Here is a 19518-nt window from a genome sequence, read left to right as displayed (position 1 = left end):
CCGGGTGCGGCGCGAAATTGTCGTACCCACCTCGAAAAATCACCCCCACCCAAGAACGGGTGGGGGCGGGTTTGGGGACCAATGTTCAACTAAAAATTAAGGTCCACCTCTCAACCCACCCCCCGCCCGTTCAAAGGGAGGGGGAAAGAAAAACAGACACCTACGACAATTTCGCGCCGCACCCCCGTCAAGAAACCAGACGCTTCGGGGTTAAGAGGACACGCTCACCGCGACCCGAGCGAGACCTGCCCAGCAGTCCGATGGAGAGTCCCAGCCGGCGGCCGGCAGAATGGGGAGCGTTGTCAGCTGGGTAAGGGAGCGGACGGGACTGTGACCACGAGCATCGACCAGAAGATCGCCGAAGAGCTGGGCGTACGGGAAGGGCAGGTGACGGCGGCGGTCGGGTTGCTCGACGGCGGCGCGACGGTGCCGTTCATCGCTCGTTACCGCAAGGAAGTGACCGGCACTCTGGACGACGCGCAGTTGCGTACGTTGGAGGAACGGCTGGGCTACCTGCGGGAGCTGGAAGAGCGGCGGGGCGCGATCCTGGAGGAGATCCGGTCGCAGGGCAAGCTCACCGACGAGCTCAGCGCGCAGATCATGCAGGCCGAGACGAAGGCGCGGCTGGAGGACATCTACCTTCCGTACAAGCCCAAGCGCAGGACCAAGGCGCAGATCGCCCGCGAGGCCGGGCTGGAGCCGCTGGCCGATCTGCTGCTCACCGATCCGAACCAGGACCCGCACACCAAGGCGACCGAGTTCATCGACGCTGACAAGGGGGTGGCCGACGCTGGTGCGGCGCTGGAAGGTGCCCGGTCGATCCTGGTTGAGCGCTTTGGTGAGGACGCCGACCTGATTGGTGACCTGCGCGAACGCATGTGGTCAGTGGGCCGGATGGTGTCCAAGGTCCGGGAGGGCAAGGAGGCCGACGGCGCGAAGTTCTCCGACTACTTCGCCTTCGCCGAGCCGTTCACCAAGCTCCCGTCGCACCGCATCCTGGCGCTGCTGCGCGGCGAAAAAGAGGACATGCTGGAGCTCGTCCTGGAGCCCGAGGAGGTCGATCCGGACGCGCCGGTCGGCCCGACCGAGTACGAGCGGCGGATCGCCCAGCGGTTCGCCATCGCCGACCAGGGCCGCCCAGCGGACCGCTGGCTGGGCGACACGGTGCGGTGGGCGTGGCGTACGCGCATCCTCGTGCATCTGGGCATCGACCTGCGGCTTCGGCTCCGCCAGAACGCGGAGGACGAGGCGGTCCGGGTCTTCGCCTTCAACCTGCGCGATCTGCTGCTCGCGGCGCCGGCCGGCACCAGGCCGACGATCGGGCTGGACCCGGGCTTTAGGACCGGTACGAAGGTCGCCGTTATGGACGCGACTGGCAAGGTCGTCGCCACCGACACGATCTACCCGCACGTGCCGCAGCGCCGCTGGGACGAGGGCATCGCGGCCGTCGCTCGGCTCGCCAAGCAATACGGCACCGAGCTGATCGCGATCGGGAACGGCACCGCGTCCCGGGAGACCGACCGGCTGGCGATCGAGCTGATCAAGAAGCATCCGGAGCTTGGCCTGACCAAGGTCGTCGTCTCCGAGGCCGGCGCCTCGGTTTATTCGGCGTCCGCGTACGCGTCGGCGGAGCTGCCCGATCTGGACGTGTCGCTGCGCGGCGCGGCCTCGATTGGCCGCCGCTTGCAGGACCCGCTGGCCGAGCTGGTCAAGATCGACCCGAAGTCCATCGGGGTCGGCCAGTATCAGCATGACCTGGCCGAAAACAAGCTGTCCAAGTCGCTGGACGCGGTCGTCGAGGACTGCGTGAACGCGGTTGGCGTGGACGTGAACACCGCCTCGGTGCCGCTGCTGTCCCGGGTCTCCGGCATCACCAGCGGGCTCGCCGCCAGCATCGTCGCGCACCGCGACGCGAACGGCCCGTTCCGCTCGCGTACGGCCCTCAAGGAGGTGCCGCGGCTCGGCCCGAAGGCTTTCGAGCAGTGCGCGGGCTTCCTGCGGATCCGTGGTGGCGACGATCCGCTGGACTTCTCCAGTGTGCACCCCGAGGCCTATCCGGTCGTACGCCGCATCGCCGCGACCGCGACCAGCGGCGACATCGCTGGCCTGCTCGGCAACACCCCGGCGCTGCGCAAGGTGAAGCCGGCCGAGTTCGTGGACGACACGTTCGGGCTGCCGACGGTCACAGACATCCTCGCGGAGCTGGAGAAACCTGGCCGCGACCCACGGCCGGCATTCCAGACGGCGTCCTTCGCGGACGGCGTGGAGACGCTCGCCGACCTGAAGTCCGGGATGATCTTGGAAGGCGCGGTCACCAACGTGGCGGCCTTCGGCGCCTTCGTGGACATCGGCGTCCACCAGGACGGGCTCGTGCACGTGTCCGCGATGTCCAAAAATTTCGTCAAAGACCCGCGCGATGTCGTCAAACCGGGCGATATCGTGAAGGTGAAGGTCCTGGACGTGGACATCCCACGGAAGCGGATCGCGCTCACCCTGCGGTTGGACGACGAGGCGACGCCCGCTCCGGCCGGCGGCGACCGGGACCGCCGCGGCGGTGGTCAGCAGCGCGGTCAGCGTGGCGGTCAGTCAGGGAGCGGCCAGCAGTCCGGACAGCAGCGCGGCCAGTCCGGCGGGCAGTCGGGGGGCCAATCAAGGGGAAACGGCGGTACGAGCAATTCCGCTGGCGGCGCGCTGGCGGACGCGTTGCGTCGGGCCGGTCTGGTCGACGGCGGCGGAAGTCCGACCATCGGCAAGCGCTGACCCATTCGTGACCATGCCAGTGGCGGGGCAACATCAGCCTCGTCACTGGTTACACGTACGAGATTCGAGTAAAGAAAATGCAAAGAATAAACCGGCTACTTCTGGTCGAACCAAAAGAAATCTAGTTGTGAGTGGCCGGTTCTGACGTTTCGCTCCGTCACTCCGGAACTTCTGCAAGCATTGCCCGCCAGACACAGCGCGACACGGAGCGAGGTGGTGGCGAGATGGCAGCGCCCACAGGAGTGGTAGCCCACGCTGGCGAAGGAAAACTGCGAAGAGACGTCGGCTTCTGGGGGCTGATGTTCATCTCGCTGGGATCCATCATCGGCTCCGGCTGGCTGCTCGGTGCTCTCACGGCGGCTCAGGTCGCCGGTCCCGCGTCGATCCTGTCCTGGGTCCTCGCGGCAGTCATCCTGATCGTGCTGGCGCTCATTCACGCGGAGCTGGGGGCGGCCTACCCGGTCGCCGGCGGTACGGCCCGGTTCCCGCTGTTCGCCTTCGGCTCGGTGACCGGCTTCACGGCCGGCTGGGCCGCGTGGCTGCAGGCGGTCGCGATCGCCCCGATCGAGGTCGAGGCCAGCCTGTCTTACTTGAACAGCATCGCCTGGGTGAAGGACCACCTGCACCTGCTGAACCAGGGCGGTCTGCTCACCGCGAGCGGCTTCTTCTGGGGCACCTTGTTGATGATCGTCTTCACGGTCATCAACTGTGTCGGCGTCAAGTTCCTTTCCGAAAGCAACACGGTGATGGTCATCTGGAAGACGGCGGTGCCGCTGCTTACCATCGGCGTGCTGTTCTTCCTGACCTTCCACCTGAGCAACTTCACTGCCGGCGGCGGGTTCGCTCCGTTCGGCGCGCACGGTGTCTTCGCCGCGCTGCCGTTGGGGGTGGTGTTCGCCCTGCAGGGCTTCGAGCAATGCATCCAGTTGGCCGGTGAGGCGCGGGATCCGCAGCGCGACATCTCCCGGGCGGTGATCGTCGCGGTGATCATTGGGACGATCATCTACATCGGGCTGGAGGTCGCCTTCATCGGCGGCCTGAACCCGGGGAACCTGGTGCACGGGTGGACGAACCCAATCGGCGCCGGCGATTTCGGTCCGTACGCGACGCTGGCACTGGGCGTGGGTGCCGGTTGGCTGGCCTACATCCTGTTCGCCGACGCGTTCATCTCGCCGGCTGGTACGGGCCTGATCTACGTGGGCACGTCAGCCCGGCTCTCGTACGCGCTCGGCCGGGACCGGCAGCTGCCCCAGCTGCTCGGCAAGATCAGTTTCCGCGGCATTCCGCTGTGGTCGATCCTGCTGGCCTTCGTCATCGGCGAGATCGCCTTCCTGCCTTTCCCGAGCTGGAAGTCGCTGGTCAGCGTGGTCACCTCGGCCACCGCGGTCATGTACGCGTACGCACCGATTTCGTTGGCGGCGCTGCGCAAGCGCGACCCGAACCGGCATCGGCCGTACAAGGTGCCTTTCCCCAAGGTGCTGGCACCGGTTGGTTTCGTGGCCGCGAACATGATCATCTACTGGGGCAACTTCGACACCACCTGGCGGATCGCCGTCGCGATGATCATTGGGCTGGTGCTGTTCGAGATCACCCAGGCCCTCACCCCGCAGGTGGAGCGCTCGCTGCAGGACTGGCGGGCCGCCTGGTGGGTGGGTCCGTGGCTGCTGGGAACGCTGATCATTGGCTATCTCGGCCAGGACTATGGCGACCCGAAGACGAACATCATTACCGCGCTCAAGATCATCCCGAACTGGGTCGACCTGCTGGTGGTCGCGGCGTTCAGCCTGGTGATCTTCTACTGGGCCGTCAGCCTCGCGATGAGCAGCGACAAGGTCGCCGCGGCGGTGGAGAAGGAAGCGCTGGAGCTCGCGGTCGAGCCGGAGCTGCGTACGGCGTGATCTGACCGGCAGTCCGGAAAGGCCCCTGATCCCCGCGATCAGGGGTCTTTTCGTTTGTGTCGATGTTGTTGCGAAGGATCCGTTCCGCTCTGTGGACTGGATGACATGTGTCATGATGCGATCGGGACCAGCTGCGGGGGGTGGGGAGGCAGACACCCGATCCAGGAGGACCGTCATGTGGGCGCAGCCGCAGTGGGAGGAGATCCGGTTCTGCGAGCCGGTGGACACGCTGCGGGTCGAGGTCTCGCTGAATCCGTACGCGAGCATCCCGACGCTGCTGTTCGACGCGCTCGGCGGGTGGGATCGGGGAGTGCCGGACGGCTGGCGGCAGCGGATCGCCCGGACGGCGTCGGCTGAGCAACGGTCCTCGGTGCGCACGATGACCCAGCTCGGCCGGGCTCGCCAACCGGACTGCGTGATCGCGCCGGCGCCGGCTGACCAGGAGACCTCGCTGGCGGACGCGCTGGAGCAGCTGCGGACCACCTCGCCGGACACTCTTTTGTCTGATCTGGACGGCATGTACGGCATCGACCTGCCGGCGCAGTGGCAGCCGGTGGCCCGCGAGCCGCGCCGCTGGCTGCGGCATTTCGCCGGCGCCGCCGAGGTGGCCGCGGCGGTGGTCGCGCAGACCTGGACGGCGGCCGGCCGGTTGCTGGACAAGGAGATCGACCGGGTCGGGCATGCGGTCGTACGCGGCCGGACCGATCTTTTGTTGGCCAGCCTCCATCCGCGGGCCCGGTTCACCGATGACGCCCTGTGGCTGCCGGCCATTGAGGGCAACCGCTATGAGGTGCGCGCCAAACGGCTCGTACTGGTGCCGATGGTGTCTGGAGCGCAGTCGATCGCGCACGACCTGGAGGACGACGAGACGGTCTGGATCGGCTACCCGCTGCCCGCGCTGCACCAGCTGTTCGGTGCGGATCCGGACCGAGGCGCCGCAACGGCCACCCTTGACCGGCTGCCGGCGCTGATGGGTGGCGTGCGAGCCCGGTTGTTGCGGGCCGCGCAGCAGCCGATCACCATCGGTGATCTCGCCGAGGTCGGCGACTGGGCGATGAGCTCGGTCAGTCGGCACTGCGACTGGCTGGCCGAGGCCGGCCTGATCGAGCGCACTCGGTCCGGCCGTACGGTGCTGGTCCAGCGCACCGTGCTCGGCCATGAGCTGGTGGAGCTTTTCAGCACCTGATTCCTTGCGCTCTGGGCGGAACCGCTGACAGCGTAATCACCCTTTTCCGGTAAGGAAAACGTCGGCCCCAGGTTTATCGTCACGGCAGTGGCGATTCAGTTCCTGGAGGGTTTCGATGACGGAAATGGCACGGGTGGCACAGGGTGGTTTCGGTTTCGACGGAGCGGTTTTCGAGCAGCTGTTGCGTGAGCGGATCGTTTTTCTCACCGGTGAGGTGAAAGACGAGAACGCCAACACGATCAGCGCACAGTTACTGCTTCTCGCGGCCGAGGACCCGGAAGCCGAGATCAGCCTCTACATCAACTCGCCCGGCGGCTCGGTCAGTGCTGGCATGGCGATCTACGACACGATGCAGTTCATTCAGCCGGACGTTTCCACGTACGCGCTGGGATTCGCCGCTTCGATGGGTCAGCTGCTGCTTTGTGCCGGCGCGCCCGGAAAACGCTTCGCGCTGCCGCACGCGCGGGTGGTCATGCACCAGGCGCTGGGTGGCATGGGTGGCACCGCCACCGACATCGCGATCCAGGCGGAGCAGCTCATCTACACCAAGCGGGTGCTGCAGGAGCGGACCGCTTTCCACACCGGCCAGACCTACGAGCGGATTGAGGCGGACGCCGACCGGGACCGCTGGTTTACCGCGCAGGAAGCCAAAGACTACGGTTTCGTCGACGAGGTGATCCCGGTCGTCACCCGCCTGCGCGGTTGAGCCGCGCCCGGTCGCCGGCAATGCCAGCTTCTTGGCATTGCCGGCAACCTGACGGTTTTCAGTGCCAGAGTTGATAACTGTTGGTGCCGTGCCCGCACGAGTTGGTGTATGCGGACTTGGACGAATTGCTGTCCAGACAGAACCCGGTGGCGTAGTCCTGCAGTTCGATGTTGCCACCGAAGGTGAAGACGTCCCACAGCTGGTAGCTGTTCGTGCCGTGACCGCAGGGATTCGTGTAGAGCGACTTGGATGAGTTGCTGTCCAGGCAGAATCCGGTGGCCACGTCCTGCAGCTCGCGGTGGCTGCCAAAAGCGACCACGGTCCAGTGCTGGTACGTGTTGGTGCTGCCACACGGGTTCGTGTAGGCGGACTTGGATGCGTTGCTGTCCAGGCAGAATCCGGTGGCGTAGTCCTGGAAGGTCTGCACAGACTGCGGGGAGAGGATCTTGGGCGCGGCCGGGCCGGTGGCAGCCGCGGCCGGGCCGGCCGTCATCGTGAGAGCGGTCAGTACGCCAACCGCGACGGCGCCGATTTTGGTGTGAGCGCGCATTTCTGCCTCCTGGTCGGGACGGTCACCCGGCAGCCTGCCGGCCGATCGCGGGCGCGGCTTGTAAGAACGCGTCAATACCGGAGATCTCCACGCTGGTGACCTGGTGCGGGATCCGGTCTAATGCGCGAGGGTGCCGGCCGCGCCGGCGGGCCAGCCGGAACTGGCTTGGGCTGCAGCCCACCATGGCCTTGAAAACATGGTCGAAATGCGGCTGGTCGTGATATCCGGCGGTGGCCGCCACCTCGGCCCAGGAGATGTCGGACTCGGCCAGCCGCAACGCACGTTGTAACCGCAGTACCCGTGCGAGCGTCTTGGGCGGCAGCCCGACCTGCTGGTCGAACCAGCGTTCCAGTCGCCGGCGGCTCCAGCCCAGCTCGCTGACCAGGTTCTCCACCGGCGCGGCACCCGCGCTCCGGTGCAGTGCCCGCCACGCGAAGCCGACTTCGGGCCGGTGCGGCGGCCCGGACCGCAGCCGCCAGACCAACAACCGGTCAATCAGTGCGAACCGGGATTCCCAACTGGGGCAGCAAACCAACCGGTCGAGCCACCGCTGCGCGCGCGGGCCGAGCAGGTCTGTCAGTCGTACGACGGTGTCGGTCAGTTCATGCATGGGGAGCCCGAAAATGGTGTAAGCGGCCAGCGGATAAAGAATGATTTCCACGCCTTCCAGGTGGGCGCCGTGTTCGGCCAGTACGGCGGTGCGGCGCAGGCCCGCGACCAGCGAGCCGTGCTCAGCCGAAGGTGAACCTGTGCGTACGGTCCCGGAGAACTGCAGGAGAACCGTCACCACACCGTCTGGCAGCTCCAGCCGGCGCCTTGGCAGACCGCGCAGCCGGTAGCCGCGATAGCAGATCACCGAGCCGCGCAGTTCGCGCGTGGGCGGCCTGCTGCTGAGCTCACAGGATCGGCGTTCGCGCGCCGGCAGCGGGACGGTATGAACGCGAGCGTGCCTTGTCATGCGGCTCCCCATCCCCGGGTGCGAACTCTTTTGCCGCTCCTGCTCGCAAACCGGGAGCACGCTAACACGTGCGAAGAGCCTCGCATACCACCTTTCCGGAAATCAGCGAACTTCCGGGTTTCTTAACCAAAAACCGCATACGGAAGAGTCAAGAACTATTTTTCCGGTGATCGCCGCAAATCGCCCGCACGGCGACTTTCTTGGCGGATTGCCGTTCGCGTTCCTGAACGTCAGAGCTTGGTGCCGGTGGTGCTGATCAGCGGTGGCATTTGGATGACCAGATCCGGGTCGGACAATTCCTGGTAGAACCGTTCGATCTGGTCGTCGGTGAGCAGGCCGCTGGCGATCAGCCCGTCCCGAACCTGCTCGATATTGGCCCGGTTCACCCCGCCGACCGCGGATTCGCCGATCCCGATCGCGCAGGTGCCCTCGGCCCGGATGTCCACCAGCCCGAGGCTGGCGAAAAGCTCCGGCAGTTTTGGTCCGAGCGAAAGATCCGAGCCGTGATTGGCCAGAAAAGTGATGAATGCCTGCGAAACCACGGAGACATTCTCGTGGTCGGCGTCCACTCGTACCACCGGCGTCCGGCTGAGGTCGAAATCCTCGATGAGCAGCCGGCCGCCGGGGTTCAACGCGCTGGTCAACCGGGCGAGCGCGGCCACCGGATCGGCCAGGTGAACGATCACCAGGCGGGCATGGATAAGGTCAAAACCGCCCGCTGGCAACGGATCCGAGGTCACGTCGTGCTGGCGGACCTCCACCACCGCGGCGTCACCGGTGTCGACCAGCCGCGGGTTGAGGTCGGTGGCGAGCACGTGGCCGGCCGGCCCGACCCGGTCCGCGAGCAGCCGGGCCACCGATCCGCTGCCGGCGCCCAGTTCCCAGCAGCGCGCGCCCGGCGCGAGCCCGAGCGCGTCGAGGTGCCGAATGGTTCCTGGGTCGTACAACGACTCCAGGTTGTCGAAACGAGTCGCGGCTTGCTCGGCCGCGTTGTCCAAGGTGTAAGCCGAAGAATCCCCCATAACTGCGGAGGATGGCATTCCCGGTGCCCACTTGTCCTGCCCTAATGGGACCTTTTCAGGGCACCTGTTGAACCCGCCAGATTGGCTGGAAAAGGGGATTTATGCTTTCTGTGCGAGTTTAATCGTCGTCGACACCGCGGGCCACCAGAGCCTCGCCGAGGGATTCGGTACGCCGGAGCGTACGGATGACGAAGGGCAGCACGAAACCGCGGACCGACCAGGCGATGCCACGGGCCCGCTGGGCTTCCCGGATGTCCGACGCGATTTCCGCGAGCACCGGCACCGACCGCAGGGTGAGCGCCACCAGCAGGCCGAGCCGGGTCGGGTCGGCGCCGAACCGGCGCAGCGGCTGGAGCAGTTTTTCCACCGTGGCCACGAGCTCGGTGGTACGGGTAGTGAGGGTCAGCAGGCCGGCGAGCGCCACCAGGGCGATCAGCCGGGCGCAGATCAGGATCGCGGTGTGCAGGCCGGCGAAAATCCACTGGGCACCGAAAACGAACAAGACGACGAAGGCGATGGGCTTCAACTGCGCCCAGACAAGCCGAACCGGAATGCGCCCCACCGCGTAGAGCAGGAGGCAGCCGACAGCGGCCGCGATCAGCCAGATCTCGTACGGGATCAGGAAAAGACCGATCGCGGCGACCAGCAGGGCGGCCAGTTTGAGCCCGGCCGGCAGGCGGTGCAGGAGGCTCGGAGTTGGGTGGTAGAGGCCGAGCAGGCTCATCCGACCAGCGCCCGATAGAACTTCAGCGCCGGCTCGGGGGAGTCGTCCGCGACCACCCGGCCCTGGTCCAGCACGATCACCCGGTCGAATGAGTCCAATGCGTCCAGATCATGGGTGACCAGCAGAATTTGTTGTGGCAGTTCGTCCAGCAAGGCGGCGAATCTGCGTTTGTTCGACAGGTCCAGCAAAGTGGTCGGCTCGTCGCAGACCAGCACGGCCGGTTCCACCACCAGCACGGACATCAGCGCCAGCAGCTGTTTCTGGCCGCCGGACAGCAGATGCGCCGGATGGTCGCGGTGGCCGCCAAGGCCGTAGCGGTCCAGCACCGCGGTGACCCGCTGGGCGATCTCGGCTTTGGAAAGACCACCGCGGCGCAACGAAAAAGCCACATCCTCAGCGACCGTGGGCATCACGATCTGGCTGTCCGGGTCGGCGAAGACGAAGCCGACCTGGCGACGCACCTGCCGGCCGTGCTTGCCCACCTCCAGCCCATTCACCAAGACCTCGCCGGCGGTGGGCGTGACCAGGCCATTGACCGTACGCGCGAGGGTCGACTTGCCGGAACCGTTGGCGCCGACGAACCCGACCCGGTTTTCCTCCAGGCGCAACGAAACATCGGTGAGGACGACTCGTTCGCCGTACCGGTGCGAGAGTCCCTGGAATTCGATCACGCGGACACACTCCGGACCAGGGTGGCCACCCCGAGGCCGCCGCCGGACGCGATCGCGGCCAACCCGTACGCGCCGGGCTTGTTGATGAGCTGGCTGAAAAGCCGCACCATCAGCACCGCGCCGGAGGCTCCCCAGGGATGGCCGAGCGCGATCGCGCCGCCGTCCGGACACACCCGCTGCCAGGACAGGTCGAGGGCGTCCAGGCAGGCCAGCACCTGGCCGGCGAAAGCCTCGTTGAACTCCACAGTGGACACTTGGTCCAACGTCAGGCCGTTGCGCCTGAGCAGCGTCTGGATCGCTGGCACCGGGCCGAAACCAGGCCGTCGCGGGTCGACACCGGCGACCGCCCAGTCCACGATCCGCAGGCCCGGCAGCCAGCGCTGCGCTCGCCATTTCTCGCTCACCACCGCGACCACCGCGGCGCCGTCGTTGACACCGCAGGAATTCCCGGCCGTCGCGGTGCCGCCGGGACCGAACGCGGCCGGCAACCGAGACAACCGGCCGACCCCGAAGCCGGGTCGTGGTCGATCGTCCGTGGTGACTCCAGCGACCGGCACGATTTCCCGGTCGAAGGCGCCCGACCGCTGGGCGGCGACCGCCCGCGCGTGGCTTGCCGCCGCGTACTCGTCCTGGCGTTGCCGGCTGATCCCGGCCGCGGCGGCCAACGCGTCGGCGGCCGGCCCCATTTCCGGGTCTCCGTACGACGCCGGCGCGAACGGTGCCCTGGGATAGAAACGCGGCGGTTCGCCGGGCGTACGCGGACGCTCGGCCCGCCAGGGCGCGGTCGACGGGCTCTCCACGCCGCCAGCGAGATAGGCGTGGCCGCGGCCGGCGGCGAGCTGCGCGGCGGCCAGGTTGATCGCCTCCAGTCCGCTCGCGCACTGCCGGTCGATGGTCAGGCCCGGCACGGATTCCCCCAAGCCGGCGCGAAGTGCGGCCACCCGGGCGGTGTTTCCGCCCGGCCCCATGAGATTCCCGAGGATGACATCGTCAATGTCAGCTGCGGCAAGGCGTACGTCATCGGCGGTGGCGGTCAACACGGCGGCCGCGAGCTGGTCGGCCGGCACCGACCGGAGCGACTTGCCGACCGTCCCGATCGGGCTGCGGCGGGCCGCCACGATCACCGCGGTCATCGCAGCGGCCGTACGTCCGGCCAGCGGTCCTGGACCGCCGCACGGGCGATTTTTCCGCTGGTGGTCAGCGGAATCCGGTCCACTGTGAACCAGCGGCGCGGGCGTTTACCGGCGCTCAGCCGGACCGCGGTGTGGGCGCGCAGGGCGCGCCGGTGCAGGACCGTACCAGGCTCCGGCTGCAAAACGGCCGCGACGACCGCTCCCAGCCACGGATGCGGTAGTGCGACCACCACCGCCTCGGCGACGCCCGGCGCCGCCCGGAGCACGGCTTCCACTTCCTCGGCGGAGACTTTCGTGCCACCGCTGACAACTGTGGCGGCACCCCGGCCAACCACCACCAGTGAGCCGTCCTCCCGCAGCAGACCGCGATCGCCGACGCTGACCCACTCGCCTGCGTCGACTCTCACGCCGTTTGTCAGGTATCCGGCGAAAAGCAGCGCGGAACGGACCCAGATCTCGCCTTCCTCAGCGGCACCCACCGGCTGTCCGCCGTCGTCCCGGATTTCAATGTCCACAGTGGATGGTGGCCGGCCGACGGTGGCTGCCGGCTCGGTCGTACGAACGCTGACCACCGACTGCTCGGACGATCCGTAGTATTCGACGACCTGGCAACCGGGCAATGCTTTCTCGGCCCGGATTTCCAGGTCACGGTCGAGTTTGGCGCCCACCGTGAGAATCATCCGCAAATGTGCCGCCGGCTCCACCTCCCAGACCGGTACGAGCGCGGCCAGCATCGCCGGGATGAGGTGCGCCACGGTCGCTTCGGCGGCCCGCGCGGCCGCCTTCGCCGGCGACCAGTCCGGCAGCAGCAGGCACCGCGCCCCCACCGAAATCGCATGTGTCACCGCGAAAATCCCACCGGAAGTCGACAACCGCCCACCTGACAACACGGTGTCATCGACGGTCATCCCAGTCACGTCGGTGAACACCGGATAGGACTCATGCCACGACCGCCGTGTTCGCCCAAAAACCTTCGGCCCGCCCGTACTCCCCGACGTCGTCCCCAGATAGAACTCGACGTTTTCGTCGTCAGCAAGGGAAAGATCGCTACCAAAACGTGGAGTTCGGGAAGTCTCGACATGGTGGGTGGGACGCGCGGCGGCCAGGATGTGCTTGGTTTCGGCGGCTGACCAGGCCGGATCGCAGACCAACGCGGCCGCGCCACACCAGTCGGCGGCCAGAAACCAAGCCACCGTGCCGACCGGATCGACGCCGTCCAGCGCCAGCCGGTCACCCGCTCGTACGCCCCGGCCGCGCAGCTCGGCGGCGCCACCAGCGACCCACTCCCAGAGCTCCGACCAGGTCACCGTCCGCCGGCCGTCGTCGAGCGCACTGGCGTCCGGCCTCTCGGTCGCCCAGCGCCGCAGCTCGGCCAGCACCAACCCCTCAGTCACTTATGGAGGTTACGTCGACCTTCGCCGCGTGCGTCTTCGAGACCGGCACCAACGTCGGATATGCCCGATGCACGGCGACCGCCACCAGGGACACGATCACCGCCTTGGCCACGTCGCCGGGAATGAACACCAGCGACTGGATCGCGGCGGTGGGGAGGCTGCCCACCACGACCGCCCAGTACGGAATGCCCACCGCGTAGATGACAACCACCCCGCCGACCACACAGGCGATCAACGCTTTGACGAAGCTCAGTTTGGGAAGCGCGCGCTCCACCAACCAGCCGGTCGCGTACGCGCCCAGCAGCCACCCGATGATGAAGCCGCCACTGGGCCCGGCGAACACCGCCAACCCGCCACGACCACCGGACAGCAGCGGGAAGCCCACCAGGACCAGCATGATGAACAGCGCCAACGTCAACGCCGCCCGCCGCCCGCCCAGCAGGCAGCCGACCAGCATCACCCCCAACGTCTGCAGGGTGATCGGGACCGTACTCCCGAAAAGGTAGATACCGGGCATCAATCCCAGGACCGCGATGAAAGCGGCGAAGACCGCGATCTGTGCCAAATCAGCAGCCAACAACCGACGAGTGCGAGCCATAGTCTCTTTCCGTCCGACGGAACGCGTGCCAGCACCGTAACTCTCCCGGCTCGTCCTCTGAGCACAATCGAGCCGTCATATAGCTGGCCAAGTCTGTCGATGTTCGCTCTTGACGCCGGTCAGAGGGCGCGGAGCATGCAACAGCGCGGCCAGCGGTCCAGCCCGAGCGACGCCTCGTGGTCGCGGATCGTACGCAGGCCAGGCGTGACCTCGGCGGTGGTCAGGCGACGAAAGCCGAGACGCTCGTAGTAGGGCAGGTTCCACGCGACCTCGACGAAGGTGGTGAGGGTGAGCGCGGGATGTCCACGCTCGCGCGCCCACCTGCCCACCTGGTCGATCAAGGCCTGACCGATCCGCTGGTGGGCGTGGTCCGGATCGACCGAGACCTGCTCGATGTGGGCGTTCCCGTCCACCACGTCGGCGAGGACGTACGCGGCGGGGTGATCGGCGGCGTCCGTCGCGACCCATGCCCGGCCGTCTTGCTGGTACGCCCGCAGCTGCTCCTCCGGCAGCCCCTCGTCGCCGGCCACCTCGTCCATCCCGATCTCGGCGAACGCCTTTCCGGCGGCCACCTCGATCCTCCTGAGCACCGGCAGGTCAGTCTCGCCCGCCAACCGAATCGCCACCGTCATGCCAGCGACGATAGTGCTGTCCGCGCCGTGGCAGTGTCCCCGATCGGGGCGGCTTTGGTCCTTGAGCGCGGGACAATGTCCCGCACTCGATGTCGAGTGCGGGACATTGTGCCGCAGTGAAGGCGCGGCGAGCCCCTCCAGTGGCATGGGTTGCCGAGGGTGTCTCTTAGTGCAGCAGTCGGAAAAGTTGGGCTTCGCCGGGCTGCAGGGCGACGGCGAGTTGCTGCGGGTTGGCGTACGTGAGCCAGCGGTTGTGGCGTGGGTCGAACAGTTGGACGCCGGTGACGGCGGAGCCGGTGTGTACGACGGTCGCGGCGGCGTCGCTGACCGAGCGGTTCGCGACCAGCAGGTGCTTGCGGGAGCTGTCACTTTCGCTGAAGCGGCCCAGAATAACGGCGCTCCCGCTGACCGCACTTACGTAGTCATCGGCCACGAAACCAGCGGCGTTGGTCGGCAGCGGCGACTCGTTGGCGTGTTGTACGGATTCCGAAACCAGCGGTTTGAGCTGCTGGCCGACCGGCTGCAGCCACTGCGTGTTGATCTTCTTCGCGGCCGTATAACGCTCGGTGCGGTGGCCGTCGAGAGTGATCAGCGCCGGGCCGAAGCCCTCGCCGCGGGCCGGATCCGGGGTCCAGTAGGTGAAATACTGGATGCCCTTCGCGCCGTAGGCGAGACTTACGTTGACCTGCCACAACAAATCCGCCGCGGTCGGGGAGCGGTGGCCGTTGTAAGCCAATGTCTGAATGTAGGTCCAGGTCGGCAGGTTGTGGGCCAGCCCGGCGAGCCGGAAACGGGCCCAGTTGTCGAAATATCCGGTGTCCTCGCCGCTGGCCACGATCGGATAGCGGTCGAAGGACAGCAGCGCCGGCTTGGTCGCGGCTATGTAGTTGTTGACGTACGTGTCGTAAGAAGGACCGTTGCCAGGCAACAGGTTCGCGTAGGGGAGCAGTTGCGGTGCGAGTGTCCGGGCCACGTCGAAAGCCTTGCCCAGGCTGCCGAAAATGCCGTCCCACGGCTCGTCGAAGAGGTTGAAGCCAGCCAGCGACTTGTGCGGGCCGTACGCGTCCAGTGCCCGCTGGAAAAGTTCGCGGGCGTCCGCGGTGGTGATCGACATCGGCACACTACGGTCGTCCGAAATGGTGAACCAGCGGGTCATGTTCCGGACCTGAGTGTCGTCCGAGACGAGAACTTTCAAGCCGGTCTGGTCGGCCACCGACAGCATCTGTCCGATGATGTTGCCATCGTCGGCATAGTTTCCGCTGACCACGAACGTAAAACCGGCATCCGCGATCTCGGTGTAGCGGGCCACTGTCGTCTCGTACGGGTGCGGTGGCCAGAAAATGCCGATCGGGAACTGTGTTCCGCCGACCAGCGGCAGCTCGGCGGCGGCGCGTGGCTGCACACCGGTCGTGACCGCGGCTCGCTCCTGTGCGACGGCGGCGGTTGGTGCGGCGGCGGCCAGGGCGGCGGTGGGCAGCACGCTGGCGGCCGCGCCGAGTCCGGCCATCCGGAACACGTCGCGGCGGTTGACCAGGCTGGCGATCGCCGATTCGGCGGGTTCGAGCGTCATCCGTGTCCTCCCGGGCAAGCGATGCGGGCATTAGTCACTAACGCACCGCACGGTCCGGGCTATTTTCACGTACGAAGGGCCCGCTGCCACTACTTAAGGCCCCAACCGGCCAACCCACGGGCCGGTTGCGGACCATCGGAATACGATTCGGAGCATGTTCTTCGTCATGCAGGTCTCTTTCGACGGCGATGACCGCCGGCTTGCCGCTCGCCCGGCCCACCGCGAGCGGCTCGCCCAACTCAAGGCTGAGGGCAGGCTTCTCGCGGCCGGGCCGTGGGACGACGAGTCCGGTGCGCTGCTGATCTTCCGTACGGACCAGGCCGGCATGGACGAGATCGTCGCCGCCGACCCGTACTATCGCGGCCCCGGCGTCACCGTCGACTCGCTGCGCGAATGGCACCCGATCGCTGGCGATGTGCTCGACTAAAGCCCAGCTGGGAAGGCGTATTTGTTCGGCGGATTTTGCTGTTGCGCGGTGGTTCCATAGACAAGCGCGATCTCGTCATGGGCGTGCAGGACGAGCGCGGCCGGGTCACCTTGGACGAGTTTTCCGTTCACGTACGCGCGAAAAACCTGGTCGGAGCTGACCTTGAGGCCGCCGATGTGGTCGCTGGCAAGGGAAACCCGCCATTCGGTGAAGAACTGACCGAGCGTGAAGTCCTTCTTGACCGGCGACTCGACGTGGATGACGCCGGTGGTGTCGTGGGTGTGCAGCGGGCTGATGTGGCCGCCGGCCTCGTCGATGCCCAGCTCGGCGGGCACCTGGACGGGTTTGCCGTCGGCGATCACGTCGAGGTGGGCGTGGATGTGCTCGACGGTGCCCTCGGCGCTGAGCAGCGGCAGGCCGGCGGCCTGGATGGCCGCCGACGGATCGGTCGGCGCGGCCCACGGCGGGTTCGCGGTGGTGCCGGCGGTGGTCGGCGAGGCCTTGGGCGCGGCCTGTGACTTGTGGCCGGTGGTGGCGATGATCATGACCACCGCGCCCACCACCACTACCAGCGCGACCACCGCGGCGGAGCTCCAGATCATCAGCTGTCGGCGGCGGCGAGCCCGCGCCTTCGCCGCCATCGCCGCCGCTATCCGGGCGCGTCGCTCGTCGGCGGACTTGCCGCTGCGTCTGACCATCTTCGCTCCTTTGTGTCGCGCGTACGAGTGTCGGACGCTTGCGAGGCGACCATGGTTCCGTCGTACGCTGACATCCTGATGGCACCGATCGGGCGAACCGGACGCGGGCGGCACCGTACGCTCGCGTCGCTCGTCGTCGTTCTTGGCGTGCTGGCGGGCCTCTATGGCATGCACATCGCGCCCAACACGGGCGCTTGCCACGGCAGCATGGCCACAATGGACAGTGGCGTGAGTCACGTCATGGGCCTGGCGATGGGACCGGCCGTCGCCGAAAAGGTAGGCCTGACCTGCGATCCCACCCTGCCTCGTGATTTCCACTGGGCGGTGGTCCTGTTGGTCCTGTTTGTCGCCGTCTTCGGCATCGACCGGCTTTTCTCTTCGGCCGTACGTCCGGTGCCGCCGGCCCGTCCGCCGCCGCGCGACCCGCTGCTGGACCTCTGCATCAGCCGGACCTGATCAGGCCGCGTTTTTCGCTGCCCTGACCAGTTCGCACGCGTACGCGTGCATGTTCGGAAAGATGACAACCAAAAATGCGTACGTTCACACGTCTCTGTGCTGCCGCCGCGGTCGCCCTGGTGGTCGCCGGTTGCGCGAACCCGATGGCCGACCACGGATCGATGGGCGCCTCACCGTCCGCCGCAGATCACCGCGGGATGGAAATGGCGACCGGCGACGGGCTCGCCGCCAGTGCCGATGGATTCCGTTTGGCCATCGGCAAAACCGCCGGGCCACTGACCTTCCAGATCCTTGGTACGAACGGGAAGCCGGTCACCAGCTTCGAAGTCGACCAGACCAAGAGAATGCACTTCTATCTCGTCCGGTCCGATCTCACCGGTTTTCAGCACGTCCACCCGGAAATGGCCGCCGATGGCACCTGGACAGCGAACCTCGCCACTGCCGCACCGGGCAGTTATCGGGCGTACGCGTCCTTCCTCTCCGCCGGCAAGGCGCTGGTGCTCAGTCAACCAGTTTCGGTGCCTGGCAAGGCATCCGCGATGGTGCTGCCACCGCCGACGACGACCACCACGGTCGACGGCTACACCCTGACGGTCGACAGCCCGTCGTTGCTGGCCGGCATGTCCCATCCGCTCACGGTCAGCGTGGCGCGGGAGGGGAAGCCGGTGACGGACCTCCAGCCGTACCTCGACACGTACGCACACCTGACCGCCTTCCATGCCGGCGACCAGGCGTTCGCACACCTGCACCCGGAGGGCTCGGTGCAGGGTGATCACGGCGGGCCGAAGCTGACTTTCGTGGCGATGCTGCCCAAGTCTGGCGACTGGCGGCTGTTCGTCCAGTTCCAGACCGGCGGGCGGCTGCGCACGGCGGCGATCACACTCCGGGTGCGGTAACCCCAACCGCGGTGTACAGTCGGGCTCGACATACCCCAGAGGGGTATGTCGAGCCCTGGAAGGAGCCAAAAGATGGAAGCCGTCGGTCGAGCGCTCGCGCTGGCTGGGTCGATGACCTGGGAAATTCTGTGGGCGCTGATCCTCGGATTCGCGCTGTCCGCGGTCGTGCAGGCGCTGGTCCGCCGGGCCACCGTGGTCCGACTGCTCGGCGACGACCGGCCGCGCACGCTGGCGATCGCCACCGGGCTCGGCATCGCGTCGTCGTCCTGCTCGTACGCGGCAGTGGCGCTGGCTCGGTCGCTTTTGCGCAAGGGCGCCAACTTCACCGCCGCGATGGCCTTCGAGATCGCGTCCACCAACCTGGTGATCGAACTCGGCGTGATCCTCGCGCTGCTGATGGGCTGGCAGTTCACCCTGGCCGAGTTCGTCGGTGGGCCGATCATGATCGTGGCGCTGGCCGTGTTCTTCCGCATCTTCCTCCGCAAACAGCTCCTGGAAAAGGCACTGGAACAGGCCGACCGCGGACTGACCGGCTCGATGGAGGGTCACGCGGCGATGGATATGAGCGTACAAATGCAGGGATCGCTGTGGAGACGGCTGCGGTCCGCGCCGGGTTTGACCGCGGTTTCGCACATTTTCGTGATGGAGTGGGCAGCCGTCTGGAAGGACATTGTCGGCGGTTTGTTGATCGCTGGCGCGATTGGCGCTTGGGTGCCGGACAGCTTCTGGAGAGCCTTCTTTCTGGCCAATGATCCCGTACTCGCCGGCATCTGGGGACCGATTGTCGGCCCGCTGGTGGCCGTCATCAGCTTCGTTTGCTCGATCGGCAACGTGCCGCTCGCGGTGGTGCTCTGGAACGGTGGCATCAGTTTTGGTGGTGTGGTGGCGTTTATCTTCGCCGACCTGATTATCCTGCCGATCCTGAACATCTATCGGAAATACTACGGCCTGAAAATGGCGGCCCTGATGGTCGGTGCTTTCTATCTCGCGATGGTGATCGCCGGCTACGCGATCGAGCTGATCTTTGGCGGCCTCGGTCTGGTGCCGTCCAACCGTGGCGCGATGGTGATGGAGTCCGGCATTTCCTGGAACTACACCACCTGGCTGAACATTGCCTTCCTGATCCTGGCCGCCCTACTGGTCTTGCGGTTCTTCCGCTCCGGCGGCCTCCCGATGCTGCGCATGATGGGCGGCAGCCCCGACTCCGAGCACTCCCACGCCCAGTAACCGAATGCGTGC

19 protein-coding genes are annotated in these 19518 nt (G+C 66.9%); 8 read left to right on the top strand and 11 right to left on the bottom strand.

Annotated elements, in window-relative coordinates:
• Positions 1–330: 330 nt before the first annotated feature.
• The 4 genes from ABD301_RS33280 (at position 331) to ABD301_RS33265 (ending at position 6550) form a co-directional block, all read left to right on the top strand.
• Positions 331–2760: a Tex family protein gene (locus ABD301_RS33280; protein WP_344314192.1), complete on the top strand. Its 2430-nt coding sequence runs from the start codon at positions 331–333 to the stop codon at positions 2758–2760.
• Between the two features lie 224 nt (positions 2761–2984).
• On the top strand, positions 2985–4658 hold the full coding sequence (locus ABD301_RS33275) for an APC family permease (RefSeq protein ID WP_163572540.1): 1674 nt from the start codon (positions 2985–2987) through the stop codon (positions 4656–4658).
• Positions 4659–4833: 175 nt separating this feature from the next.
• Positions 4834–5844: an ArsR/SmtB family transcription factor gene (locus tag ABD301_RS33270; protein WP_344314191.1), complete on the top strand. Its 1011-nt coding sequence runs from the start codon at positions 4834–4836 to the stop codon at positions 5842–5844.
• Between the two features lie 115 nt (positions 5845–5959).
• A complete protein-coding gene (locus ABD301_RS33265; RefSeq protein ID WP_344314189.1) occupies positions 5960–6550 on the top strand; it encodes an ATP-dependent Clp protease proteolytic subunit in 591 nt (196 codons plus the stop codon).
• A 58-nt stretch (positions 6551–6608) separates the two neighbouring features.
• Here the strand turns inward: ABD301_RS33265 and ABD301_RS33260 are convergent, their stop codons facing one another.
• The 10 genes from ABD301_RS33260 to ABD301_RS33215 all read right to left on the bottom strand — a co-directional run bounded on the left by ABD301_RS33260 (position 6609) and on the right by ABD301_RS33215 (position 15802).
• Positions 6609–7100: an RICIN domain-containing protein gene (locus ABD301_RS33260; RefSeq protein WP_344314188.1), complete on the bottom strand. Its 492-nt coding sequence runs from the start codon at positions 7098–7100 to the stop codon at positions 6609–6611.
• 22 nt (positions 7101–7122) lie between these two features.
• A complete protein-coding gene (locus tag ABD301_RS33255; protein WP_344314187.1) occupies positions 7123–8058 on the bottom strand; it encodes a helix-turn-helix transcriptional regulator in 936 nt (311 codons plus the stop codon).
• Positions 8059–8288: 230 nt separating this feature from the next.
• Positions 8289–9080, bottom strand: coding sequence for a class I SAM-dependent methyltransferase (locus ABD301_RS33250; RefSeq protein ID WP_344314186.1), 792 nt, complete (start codon positions 9078–9080; stop codon positions 8289–8291).
• Positions 9081–9198: 118 nt separating this feature from the next.
• Positions 9199–9804 carry an energy-coupling factor transporter transmembrane component T family protein gene (locus ABD301_RS33245; protein WP_344314185.1) on the bottom strand — a complete coding sequence of 202 codons (606 nt, stop codon included), beginning with the start codon at positions 9802–9804 and terminating at the stop codon, positions 9199–9201.
• Positions 9801–10475 (bottom strand): energy-coupling factor ABC transporter ATP-binding protein, encoded by a 675-nt coding sequence (locus tag ABD301_RS33240; protein WP_344314184.1) that lies wholly within the window; start codon positions 10473–10475, stop codon positions 9801–9803. The genes ABD301_RS33245 and ABD301_RS33240 overlap by 4 nt, the downstream gene beginning before the upstream one ends.
• The gene (locus ABD301_RS33235) at positions 10472–11608 is read right to left on the bottom strand and encodes a thiolase family protein (RefSeq protein ID WP_344314183.1); all 1137 of its coding nucleotides are present in this window, start codon (positions 11606–11608) and stop codon (positions 10472–10474) included. Before ABD301_RS33235 ends, ABD301_RS33240 begins: the two co-directional genes overlap by 4 nt.
• Positions 11605–13002: a class I adenylate-forming enzyme family protein gene (locus tag ABD301_RS33230; protein WP_344314182.1), complete on the bottom strand. Its 1398-nt coding sequence runs from the start codon at positions 13000–13002 to the stop codon at positions 11605–11607. The genes ABD301_RS33235 and ABD301_RS33230 overlap by 4 nt, the downstream gene beginning before the upstream one ends.
• Positions 12995–13600, bottom strand: a complete 606-nt coding sequence (locus tag ABD301_RS33225; RefSeq protein WP_344314181.1) for a biotin transporter BioY — start codon at positions 13598–13600, stop codon at positions 12995–12997. Before ABD301_RS33225 ends, ABD301_RS33230 begins: the two co-directional genes overlap by 8 nt.
• Positions 13601–13719: 119 nt before the next feature.
• Positions 13720–14232, bottom strand: a complete 513-nt coding sequence (locus ABD301_RS33220) for a GNAT family N-acetyltransferase (protein ID WP_163572545.1) — start codon at positions 14230–14232, stop codon at positions 13720–13722.
• Between the two features lie 166 nt (positions 14233–14398).
• On the bottom strand, positions 14399–15802 hold the full coding sequence (locus ABD301_RS33215) for a hypothetical protein (RefSeq protein ID WP_344314179.1): 1404 nt from the start codon (positions 15800–15802) through the stop codon (positions 14399–14401).
• Between the two features lie 154 nt (positions 15803–15956).
• Here ABD301_RS33215 and ABD301_RS33210 point away from each other — a divergent pair, with 154 nt between their 5' ends.
• Positions 15957–16229 (top strand): YciI family protein, encoded by a 273-nt coding sequence (locus tag ABD301_RS33210; protein WP_163572549.1) that lies wholly within the window; start codon positions 15957–15959, stop codon positions 16227–16229.
• On the opposite strand, the gene ABD301_RS33205 is transcribed toward ABD301_RS33210, so the two are convergent.
• Positions 16226–16927, bottom strand: a complete 702-nt coding sequence (locus tag ABD301_RS33205; protein WP_344314178.1) for a hypothetical protein — start codon at positions 16925–16927, stop codon at positions 16226–16228. The genes ABD301_RS33210 and ABD301_RS33205 overlap by 4 nt on opposite strands.
• Positions 16928–17005: 78 nt before the next feature.
• On the opposite strand from ABD301_RS33205, the gene ABD301_RS33200 reads away from it, so the two are divergent.
• From ABD301_RS33200 to ABD301_RS33190, 3 genes are all read left to right on the top strand, one after another.
• A complete protein-coding gene (locus ABD301_RS33200; protein WP_344314177.1) occupies positions 17006–17383 on the top strand; it encodes a hypothetical protein in 378 nt (125 codons plus the stop codon).
• Between the two features lie 74 nt (positions 17384–17457).
• Positions 17458–18279 (top strand): hypothetical protein, encoded by an 822-nt coding sequence (locus tag ABD301_RS33195; protein ID WP_344314176.1) that lies wholly within the window; start codon positions 17458–17460, stop codon positions 18277–18279.
• Positions 18280–18351: 72 nt separating this feature from the next.
• Positions 18352–19506 (top strand): permease, encoded by a 1155-nt coding sequence (locus ABD301_RS33190; protein ID WP_344314175.1) that lies wholly within the window; start codon positions 18352–18354, stop codon positions 19504–19506.
• The last annotated feature ends 12 nt before the right edge of the window (positions 19507–19518 follow it).

Source organism: Fodinicola feengrottensis, assembly GCF_039530045.1.
In the GTDB taxonomy this organism is placed as follows: domain Bacteria; phylum Actinomycetota; class Actinomycetes; order Mycobacteriales; family HKI-0501; genus Fodinicola; species Fodinicola feengrottensis.
The sequence above is the reverse complement of the archived record's forward strand: the minus strand, read 5'-3'. Positions and strand labels throughout refer to the sequence as shown.

What these genes read in the sequence shown, in the direction of transcription:
- ABD301_RS33275 (WP_163572540.1), top strand. Translation starts at nt 2,985, where the DNA reads ATGGCAGCGCCCACAGGAGTGGTAGCCCACGCTGGCGAAGGAAAACTG.
- ABD301_RS33270 (WP_344314191.1), top strand. Translation starts at nt 4,834, where the DNA reads ATGTGGGCGCAGCCGCAGTGGGAGGAGATCCGGTTCTGCGAGCCGGTG.
- ABD301_RS33265 (WP_344314189.1), top strand. Translation starts at nt 5,960, where the DNA reads ATGACGGAAATGGCACGGGTGGCACAGGGTGGTTTCGGTTTCGACGGA.
- ABD301_RS33260 (WP_344314188.1), bottom strand. Translation starts at nt 7,100, where the DNA reads ATGCGCGCTCACACCAAAATCGGCGCCGTCGCGGTTGGCGTACTGACC.
- ABD301_RS33255 (WP_344314187.1), bottom strand. Translation starts at nt 8,058, where the DNA reads ATGACAAGGCACGCTCGCGTTCATACCGTCCCGCTGCCGGCGCGCGAA.
- ABD301_RS33250 (WP_344314186.1), bottom strand. Translation starts at nt 9,080, where the DNA reads ATGGGGGATTCTTCGGCTTACACCTTGGACAACGCGGCCGAGCAAGCC.
- ABD301_RS33245 (WP_344314185.1), bottom strand. Translation starts at nt 9,804, where the DNA reads ATGAGCCTGCTCGGCCTCTACCACCCAACTCCGAGCCTCCTGCACCGC.
- ABD301_RS33235 (WP_344314183.1), bottom strand. Translation starts at nt 11,608, where the DNA reads ATGACCGCGGTGATCGTGGCGGCCCGCCGCAGCCCGATCGGGACGGTC.
- ABD301_RS33225 (WP_344314181.1), bottom strand. Translation starts at nt 13,600, where the DNA reads ATGGCTCGCACTCGTCGGTTGTTGGCTGCTGATTTGGCACAGATCGCG.
- ABD301_RS33220 (WP_163572545.1), bottom strand. Translation starts at nt 14,232, where the DNA reads ATGACGGTGGCGATTCGGTTGGCGGGCGAGACTGACCTGCCGGTGCTC.
- ABD301_RS33215 (WP_344314179.1), bottom strand. Translation starts at nt 15,802, where the DNA reads ATGACGCTCGAACCCGCCGAATCGGCGATCGCCAGCCTGGTCAACCGC.
- ABD301_RS33210 (WP_163572549.1), top strand. Translation starts at nt 15,957, where the DNA reads ATGTTCTTCGTCATGCAGGTCTCTTTCGACGGCGATGACCGCCGGCTT.
- ABD301_RS33205 (WP_344314178.1), bottom strand. Translation starts at nt 16,927, where the DNA reads ATGGTCAGACGCAGCGGCAAGTCCGCCGACGAGCGACGCGCCCGGATA.
- ABD301_RS33200 (WP_344314177.1), top strand. Translation starts at nt 17,006, where the DNA reads ATGGCACCGATCGGGCGAACCGGACGCGGGCGGCACCGTACGCTCGCG.
- ABD301_RS33195 (WP_344314176.1), top strand. Translation starts at nt 17,458, where the DNA reads ATGCGTACGTTCACACGTCTCTGTGCTGCCGCCGCGGTCGCCCTGGTG.
- ABD301_RS33190 (WP_344314175.1), top strand. Translation starts at nt 18,352, where the DNA reads ATGGAAGCCGTCGGTCGAGCGCTCGCGCTGGCTGGGTCGATGACCTGG.